Annotated in this window: 9 protein-coding genes and 1 riboswitch; of the genes, 7 read left to right on the top strand and 2 right to left on the bottom strand. The window is 42.3% G+C overall.

Annotated elements, in window-relative coordinates; genetic code table 11:
* Together Q4B82_RS08715 and Q4B82_RS08720 are read left to right on the top strand one after the other, a co-directional pair.
* On the top strand, nt 1-687 hold a 687-nt coding region (locus Q4B82_RS08715), incomplete at its 5' end, for a GTPase (RefSeq protein ID WP_303066068.1).
* Nucleotides 688-778: 91 nt separating this feature from the next.
* Nucleotides 779-824, top strand: a riboswitch (PreQ1 riboswitch).
* Nucleotides 825-826: 2 nt separating this feature from the next.
* Nucleotides 827-1,522: a 7-cyano-7-deazaguanine/7-aminomethyl-7-deazaguanine transporter gene (locus Q4B82_RS08720; protein ID WP_303066069.1), complete on the top strand. Its 696-nt coding sequence runs from the start codon at nt 827-829 to the stop codon at nt 1,520-1,522.
* A gap of 294 nt (nt 1,523-1,816) precedes the next feature.
* Here Q4B82_RS08720 and rpsT read toward each other — a convergent pair whose 3' ends face one another.
* Entirely contained in the window at nt 1,817-2,080 is a 264-nt protein-coding gene (rpsT, locus tag Q4B82_RS08725) for a 30S ribosomal protein S20 (protein WP_303066070.1), read from the bottom strand.
* Between the two features lie 231 nt (nt 2,081-2,311).
* Here rpsT and prmA point away from each other — a divergent pair, with 231 nt between their 5' ends.
* From prmA to xth, 5 genes are all read left to right on the top strand, one after another.
* Nucleotides 2,312-3,199 carry a 50S ribosomal protein L11 methyltransferase gene (prmA, locus tag Q4B82_RS08730; protein WP_303066076.1) on the top strand — a complete coding sequence of 296 codons (888 nt, stop codon included), beginning with the start codon at nt 2,312-2,314 and terminating at the stop codon, nt 3,197-3,199.
* A gap of 14 nt (nt 3,200-3,213) precedes the next feature.
* Complete coding sequence (locus Q4B82_RS08735) at nt 3,214-3,912, top strand: hypothetical protein (RefSeq protein WP_303066071.1); 699 nt, start codon at nt 3,214-3,216, stop codon at nt 3,910-3,912.
* Nucleotides 3,913-4,377: 465 nt separating this feature from the next.
* A complete protein-coding gene (gene argA, locus Q4B82_RS08740; RefSeq protein ID WP_303066072.1) occupies nt 4,378-5,694 on the top strand; it encodes an amino-acid N-acetyltransferase in 1,317 nt (438 codons plus the stop codon).
* Nucleotides 5,695-5,751: 57 nt separating this feature from the next.
* Nucleotides 5,752-5,997, top strand: a complete 246-nt coding sequence (locus tag Q4B82_RS08745) for an NGO_0222 family membrane protein (RefSeq protein WP_303066073.1) — start codon at nt 5,752-5,754, stop codon at nt 5,995-5,997.
* Complete coding sequence (gene xth / locus Q4B82_RS08750) at nt 5,994-6,764, top strand: exodeoxyribonuclease III (RefSeq protein WP_303066074.1); 771 nt, start codon at nt 5,994-5,996, stop codon at nt 6,762-6,764. The genes Q4B82_RS08745 and xth overlap by 4 nt, the downstream gene beginning before the upstream one ends.
* Nucleotides 6,765-7,268: 504 nt before the next feature.
* On the opposite strand, the gene Q4B82_RS08755 is transcribed toward xth, so the two are convergent.
* Nucleotides 7,269-8,492 (bottom strand): aspartate kinase, encoded by a 1,224-nt coding sequence (locus Q4B82_RS08755; protein WP_303066075.1) that lies wholly within the window; start codon nt 8,490-8,492, stop codon nt 7,269-7,271.
* Nucleotides 8,493-8,755: the final 263 nt, after the last annotated feature.

Raw genomic sequence — 8,755 nt, forward strand, 5'->3', positions numbered from 1 at the left:
GAACTGAAAGTGTTGGCAGACGTGGGTTTGCTGGGTATGCCCAATGCGGGTAAATCCACGCTGATTCGTGCTGTTTCAGCCGCGCGCCCCAAAGTGGCGGATTATCCGTTTACCACTTTGCACCCCAATTTGGGCGTGGTGCGCATGGATGAAAACAACAGTTTCGTCATGGCAGACATTCCCGGTTTGATTGAAGGCGCAGCAGAAGGCGCAGGTTTGGGACACCGCTTTTTGAAACATTTGTCGCGCACGGGTTTGCTGTTGCACGTTGTGGATTTGGCACCGTTTGATGAAACGGTGGACACGGCTGGCGAAGCGTTGGCGATTATCCACGAATTGCGCAAATACGATGAAGATTTGTACGACAAACCACGCTGGCTGGTGTTGAACAAATTGGATATGCTGGACGATGAAACCGCCACCGAACGTGAACGCACCTTTTTGGAGACAATCGGTTGGGATTACCCTGCCCCCGATGACCGTTTCCAATTTGATATGGACACGCCAAGATTGTTCAAAATCAGCGCATTGACCCACGCTGGCACGCAAGATTTGGTGCAGCAAATCAATCAATATTTGAACGAGAAAAAACGCTTGCAAGCGGAAATTCAGGCAGCCGAAAAAGCGGAAACGCTGCCTGAAAATGTGGTGGTGCAGACCAATACGACCATTTTTCAAGCAGAATAAAGGCTGTCTGAAAAACCGTTGGCTGACAACAAGTATGATTTGGTGTACAATATAGACAGGCTGTTTGATGTTTCAGGCAGCCTGTTTTTTTTACCACGCGGTTCGGAATCCTCCCGCGATAACAAAACTAAGGAAATTTATGCAAGTCTATCAATTCAGTTCTGCACAACAACGTCAAGCTTTATTATATTTGGTTGTGTTTCACATTGTAATAATTGCTTCTAGCAATTATTTGGTTCAGTTGCCTTTTACCATTACGTTTCTCAATGGTTTTGAGCTGCATTCCACATGGGGGGCATTGAGTTTCCCATTTATTTTTTTGGCAACCGATTTAACCGTGCGTATTTTTGGGCAGTATTTGGCGCGTACAATTATTTTTTGGGTTATGCTGCCTGCATTATTGCTGTCTTACGCACTGTCAGTTTTGTTTCAGTCAGGTGTTTGGGCAGGTTGGTCTGCGTTGGAAGAATTCAATTTTTTTGTGTTTCGCATTGCATTGGCAAGTTTTGCGGCTTACGCTTTTGGACAAGTTATGGATATTTTTGTATTCAATCAATTGCGCTGTTTGAAATCATGGTGGATTGCACCAATGGCTTCCACTTTTGTAGGGAATGCAATTGATACTGCTTTATTTTTCTCCATTGCGTTTTATGCCAGCAGCGATGCGTTTATGGCAGCAAATTGGTCGCATATTGCTTTGGTAGATTATGGGTTTAAGTTGTTGATTTCAATTGGTTTGTTTGTTCCTGCTTATGGGGTTTTGTTGGGTTTCTTAACTCGTAAATTGACCACTTTGGCAGAGCAGAATCCTGAATGGCATAAAGTTCAGGTGTAAGCCTTATTATTGATGCTGAATCGTATTGCGTTTGGGTGTGGGCAAGATGCTGTATATAATCAAAATGAAAACAGGTTTCTTGCTCATGCTTTTGTTTGATGATTTTCTAGCGGTGTTTTGAGGAAATGTACTGACTTAAATGGGGTTTCGGTCGATTGATTTTTTTCAAAAGTCGTTGTTAATATGCTTTTAATTGTCTATATTAATGAATATTATAGATATAGAAAAACCGTTCTCTCTTTGAATTATTAAGAGAACGGTTTGAATTTTGTTTGTTTTACGGTTTAGGTAAAATCAAGCCATTGCCTTGATTTTTGCAGACAAGCGACTTTTGTGGCGTGCGGCTTTGTTTTTATGGAAAACACCTTTGTCGGCAATGCGGTCTAAAATTTTGGTGTTTTCTTGGAAAGAAACTTGTGCTGCTGCTTTATCGCCTGCTTCAACCGCTTTCAATACTTTTTTTACTGCTGTGCGAAATGCAGTACGTAAGCTGGCGTTGCGCGCGCGGTTTTTCAGGGATTGACGGGCGCGTTTGCGTGCTTGTGCGCTGTTTGCCATTGATGTTGCTCCTAAATGAAATGGATAATTGGATTTAAAACGTGAGATTTTAAACGTGCCGCATGATAAATGCAAGTTTTTTCAGTGTGAATGTGGCTTTTCATGTGGTATCGAAATCAGCGATGCATGATGTTTGCAATAGTTTTGAGCATAATCGGCAACATAGGGTATGTAAAAACTGTTAGAATAAGGGTTTTATAATGATGTATGCCTTGTGGGCAGGTGAGAATGATGTTTTACCAACAAGCCATTATTCCTGTGCATGAAACCGATGCGGAAGCTTTTTCTGATGCTTTGATGGATTGTGGTGCTTTGTCCAGTGCCATTGAAGATGCTTTTGCGGGAACCGAAAATGAGCAAGCGATTTTTGGTGAGCCAGATATGCCACAGCAGCAAATTTGGCAGCAAAGTCGTGTCATGGCGCTTTTTGATGCAGAAGTCGATGTAGCTGCTGCATTGTTTCAGGCAGCCACAAGTGTGGGCATGGTTTTGCCAGATTATGTAGTAGAAAAACTGGAAGAACGAGATTGGGTTCGTCTAACACAATCTCAATTTGAACCTATTAAAATTTCAGACCGTTTTTGGATTACCCCAACTTGGCATGAGATGCCTGATGACAATGCTGTGAATTTGCGTCTTGACCCTGGTTTGGCATTTGGTACAGGCAGCCACCCAACCACGCATTTGTGTTTGCAATGGTTGGATGGTCAGTTGTTAGGCGGAAAAACGGTATTGGACTACGGTTGTGGTTCTGGAATCTTGACGATTGCAGCCTTGAAATTAGGGGCAGTTAGCGCAGTAGGTGTGGACATTGACCCACAAGCCATTCGAGCCAGTTGTGATAATGCGGTTTTAAATGAAGTGGCTGCTGATTTTTATTTGCCAGATGCTTTGCCACAAGGACAATTTGATGTGGTAATTGCCAATATTTTGGCTAATCCCTTGCGTATGTTGGGCGAGATGTTGGCGGGGCGAACCAAGAAAGGTGGACGCATTGTGCTTTCGGGTATCTTGGTGGAACAACTTGAAGAAATGACCGAAATCTATGCCCAATGGTTTGATATGCAACCATCTGTGAGTGATGGTGGTTGGGTGTGTTTGAGCGGTATAAAACGTTAAGAGATGTGGTAAAAATGAGTTCAGTTCAAGTAAATTGTCCGCAATGTAAACAAAAAAATGAGTTGGATAAATCTTTGTTGGAATGGACACAAGGGCAGGTTGTGTGTGTGCATTGTGGGCATCAATTTCAAATGGTTAAACGTCCCAAATCCAACGCTACGCAAAAACAAATTGTTGCAGAACAAAAAGTGCCTGAGCCTGTTTTCAGGCAGCCTGTTGTTGAAGCTGTGAATGAATCATCAGCGGTTCAAACACCAAAAGAAGGGCAGCAACAGCCTAAAAAAGCTGCTATTTTGCATTATCGTATTCCCAAAGCACCTACGAAAATGCCTCGTTTTGTTGCAGTTGAGGACAGTCCATTGGCATTTAATTTAATGGACAGAGACAGTATGAATGCCCAGTTGCCACAAGTGGCGATTAAACCTGCGGTTTCAGTTGTTGACCCTACTCAACGTTCAGGCGAGCCACAAAACAACATTACCATTCATACGGACAGCTTGGTGTTCACTTTGGTAAGTGATAATGGCATGAATTCTGTTGCCCACTTGCCACAAACGCAAGTGGCAACGACATTACCTGCATTTGCTGCAACAGCGGTACAGCAACCCGTGGCGATTGTGAATGCCCATGAAACCAATTGGACGATTGCCACCATCGCCGCATTGGCGGTGTTGATTATTCAATTGTTTTCATTGATTTTGATGTTGATTTAAGAAGTTGTATTCATCGTTTTGGTAGTGGCTTTCTCTCGTCTATTGTGTTATCGATAATCTCGTGATAAATCTTTATTATTAAGGTATAGAAATCATCGATTTTATATTCGCATAACGTTGTGATAAAAATCCAAGACACATTGCCCCGCATAGGCGGGGCTTCTTGTCTTAATGGTTTATTTAGGGTTTTCATATTGATACAAACCCTACTTGCGGTTTAATTAACCTTATGTATGACCTATGCAGTCGCGTCTCAAGTTGTGAGAGAACAAACGAGTAATTGGGAAACAGCATTTTCAGGCAGCCTCATGTATGGTCGTTTAAAATAGTAACAGCATGGTTGTACATGGTGATTGCTTATGCTTTTTCGTGTTAATTTGAAATGACCATAAAACAACAGAAACTGTTGCATATAAGTCATACATCAGAGCGAGATATTGCTTAAACAACAATAGAAGAAACTTTATGATTCATACTGATTTTGCTTCATTATTTAGAGAAGCGGCACCTTATATTCATTATTTGCGTGGCAAAACTTTGGTAATTGGTTTATCAAGTGCGCTGTTTGATGATGAAAATTTAAGTGAATTGGCTGCTGATTTGAATTTGATTGCGGCTTTGGGCATTCGTTTGGTGGTGGTGCATGGCATAGAAACAGAAATGGCAAAATATGTTGCAGTCACGCAGCAGCAAGCCATTTTTGTTCAAGACCACTTCATCTGTGATGCACAGACTTTACAATACGCCAAGCAAATATGTGGACAAATCCGTTTTGATTTTCAGGCAGCCTTATCTTTGGGCTACACACATGCGCCACAGCGTCCGTCGCGTTTACACATTGCATCGGGCAATTATTTAACAGCCAAACCTTTGGGTGTGATTAAAGGAGTGGACAGGCAGTTCTCAGGTCAAGTTCGTAAAGTGGATAGCGCAGCGATTATTGCTGATTTAGACAGACAAGCTATGGTATTTATCAGTCCCGTAGCGGCGTCAACGGTGGGGCAAAATTACTGTCTGTGTATGTACGAAACCGCCCAGTCTATTGCGGCAGCCATACAAGCAGAAAAATTGATTTTTTTGATTGAGCAAAATGGTATTCACACACTCTCAGGCAGCTTGTTGTCCAATTTAAGTGCTGATGAAGCCCAAAAATTGGCAAATGAGCTGCCTGAACATTACCGACAACAGCGCATCATATTACAAACCGCGATTAAGGCACTCAATCAAGGTGTGCCGCGTGTACAAATTCTTTCAGGCAGCCGAAACGGTGGTTTATTGCGTGAATTGTTTACCCGTGATGGTTCAGGTACGTCCATTGCACAAAATGATTTCATGTGCATACGCCAAGCACAAAAACACGATGTGGCTGACATGATTGCCATGATTCGCCCATTGGCAGAGCAGGGCATTTTATTGTCACGAAACAGCATGTATTTGGAACAACACATTGATGATTTTGTGGTATTGGAACACGATTGTCAGATTTATGGTTGCATGGAAATCAAAACCTTTGATGATGCCCCTGATGTAGCGGAGCTGGCGTGTTTGGTGGTTTCCAATCAAGCACGAGACAAGGGGTATGGCGATCGATTATTGGCTTATGTGGTGCAGCATGCCAAAGAAACAGGCAAAAAGCGTTTATTGGCTTTATCCACACATACCGCAGACTGGTTTTCAGAACGCGGTTTTCAGGCAGCCACACCAGAAGATTTGCCCATTCAACGTTTGCAACAATATCATGCCAGCGGACGGCATTCCAAAATTTTTATCTTATTTTTGTGATTTTCAATCATCATTTGTGCGGCATTCAAGCTGCCTGAAAACATGAGATACTTTAATATGAGCCCACAAAAAAACTATTTGACATTAACCGTTTTATTTTCCCTATTGTTCATTGCTTTGATTGCCGCAGGCAGCTACTTACTATCCATTCAAAGCAAACAATTTGGCATCGCTGCCTTTTTATTTGCCTTTGCTGCCGCTTTTGGTCAAATTGCATCACTGGCAATGTATGTGCGCAGCGTGGCACGCATAAAGGCAATGAAACTGGTAGAACAGAAAAACACACAGGAAAATCAATCATGAAAATCGCCACTTGGAATGTCAATTCACTCAATATCCGTTTGCCACACGTTAGCGAATGGTTGGTACAACACCAACCCGATGTATTGGCACTACAAGAATTGAAATTGGACCAAGACAAATTCCCCGAAGCGGCTTTAAAAATGATGGGCTGGAATTGCGTGTGGAGCGGACAAAAAACCTATAATGGTGTGGCACTCATCAGTCGCCACACTATAGAAGATGTGCATACAGGGCTGACTGAAATGCCTGATGACCCACAACGCCGTGTTATTGCCGCAACCATCAATGGAATTCGCGTGATTAATGTCTATTGCGTTAATGGCGAAGCTTTGGATAGTCCCAAATTCATTTATAAACAACAATGGTTTGCGGCGCTCACGCAATTTGTTGCGCAGCAATTGATTCTTTATCCCAATTTGGTGTTATTGGGCGATTTCAATATTGCGCCAACTGATGAAGATGTTTATGACCCAGTCAAATGGCACGAAAAAATCCATTGTTCCAATCAAGAACGCGCATGGTTTCAAGCATTATTGGATTTGGGTTTGCACGACAGTTTGCGCCATTTGCACCCAGATGGCACGCATTACACATGGTGGGATTACCGTGGTGCCATGTTCCAAAAAGGTTTGGGTTTACGTATTGACCACATTTTGAGCAGCACGCCTTTATTGAATGTATTGAAAACTGTGCTAGTAGATAAGGAAGCACGAGCGCAAGAACGACCCAGCGACCATGCGCCAGTTGTGGCTGAATTTGCGGTGTAACTCTCTATCTTAAATGAACTAAACTACCTAATAAAACAAAGGTTTGAAAATATGCTCATCTCATGAATAACTGCGGTAAGTAAATCCAATCCAAACTGCTGCCTGAAAGTGTATTTACGGTATTTTTAGGTAGCATGATTTAAGCAGTAGAAGCCATATTTGTGCTGCTATAAAAATGGGTTCTGTAAAAATTTTTGGCTGCCTGAAATTTTCAGGCAGCCTTCATGATTTGGTTCATTCATTGATGAAAAAATAAGACAAATTATTTATAAATACATCTTGCAATAATGTGTGTTCAGGATAAAAATTAATACTCATTGAAAATAAACAATTTGTGTGAAGTGGGGCTTGTATTCATTTGTTTCATCAGTACAACATGGTGTTTTAAGACTGCTTGAAAAGGTATGGATACAAGCATCCACCCACATCAAATCATTCATCTGTTTGGTATTCTGAATTCACGTTGCAATATGCTGCTCTGTTTTACCCTAATGTTTTGGAAAATTAGGCTTTGTCTAAACCAAATTCTTTGTGCAATACGCGTGTTGCCAATTCCATGTATTTTTCATCAATCAATACCGATACTTTGATTTCAGAAGTAGAAATCATTTGAATATTGATGTTATCAGCAGCCAATGCACGGAACATTTGAGCTGCTACGCCAACGTGTGAACGCATACCCAAGCCGACAATCGATACTTTGCATACTTGGTCATCGCCACTTACTTCGGTTGCACTAATGCTGTTTTTTAAACTTTCCAATAATTCCAAAGTGGGTTTGTAATCACCACGCGGTACGGTAAAGGAAAAATCGGTGGTGCCTTCATTGCCTGCATTTTGGATTATCATGTCTACATCAATATTGGCATCGGCGACTGCCCCCAAAATTTGATAGGCAATACCAGGTTTATCAGGTACGCCACGTACATTAACACGTGCTTGATTTTTGTCAAAGGCAATGCCTGATACAACTGCTCTTTCCATGTTTTCATCTTCCTCAAAAGTAATCAATGTGCCTTCGCCACCTTCTTGCAGGCTACTTAAAACGCGCAGGCGAACTTTGTATTTACCTGCAAATTCTACTGAACGGATTTGTAAGACTTTGCTGCCTAAACTCGCCAATTCCAGCATTTCGTCAAATGTTACGGTTTCCATACGACGTGCTTCGGGTACAACACGCGGGTCAGTAGTGTAAACGCCGTCTACATCGGTGTAAATTTGGCATTCATCGGCTTTTAAGGCAGCTGCCAAAGCCACAGCTGAAGTATCTGAACCACCGCGTCCTAACGTGGAAATATCGCCACCGTGCGTTACCCCTTGAAAACCTGCTACGATGACCACTTTGCCATCTTGTAAATCGGCACGCATTTTGGCATCGTCAATGTCTTCAATGCGGGCTTTGGTGTGTGCGGTATCGGTTTTCAATGCCACTTGCCAACCTGTATAGCTTTTGGCATCTACACCGATGTTTTTTAATGCCATTGCCAATAAGCCAATGGTTACTTGTTCACCCGTGGACAATACAACGTCCATTTCGCGTGGGTCAGGATATTCTTGCATTTCTTGTGCCAAAGCCACCAAGCGGTTGGTTTCGCCACTCATTGCGGAAACGACTACTACTACGTCATGTCCTGCTGCTCGAGTCTGGGCAACGCGTTTAGCAACATTTTTGATGCGTTCGGCGGAACCAACCGAAGTGCCGCCGTATTTTTGGACAATTAAAGCCATAATTTGCTTTCTAAATTGAAGTAAAAAGGTTTGGGAAAGCCGTAAAATTTTGCGATTATACCGTTATTTGAGAAAAGGTTGAATATTTGTGGTTGTTTGAAATGAAAATAAGGCAAGCCGATTGAAACTGCCGTGTGTGCCGAGTACATATAAGATAAAAGTAAAAGACCCAAAATCTAATGGATTTTGGGTCTTTAAATTTGGTGGCCAGAGGCAGGATCGAACTGCCGACACACGGATTTTCAATCCGTTGCTCTACCGAC

Source organism: Alysiella sp. (assembly GCF_030525755.1).
Lineage (GTDB): Bacteria > Pseudomonadota > Gammaproteobacteria > Burkholderiales > Neisseriaceae > Simonsiella.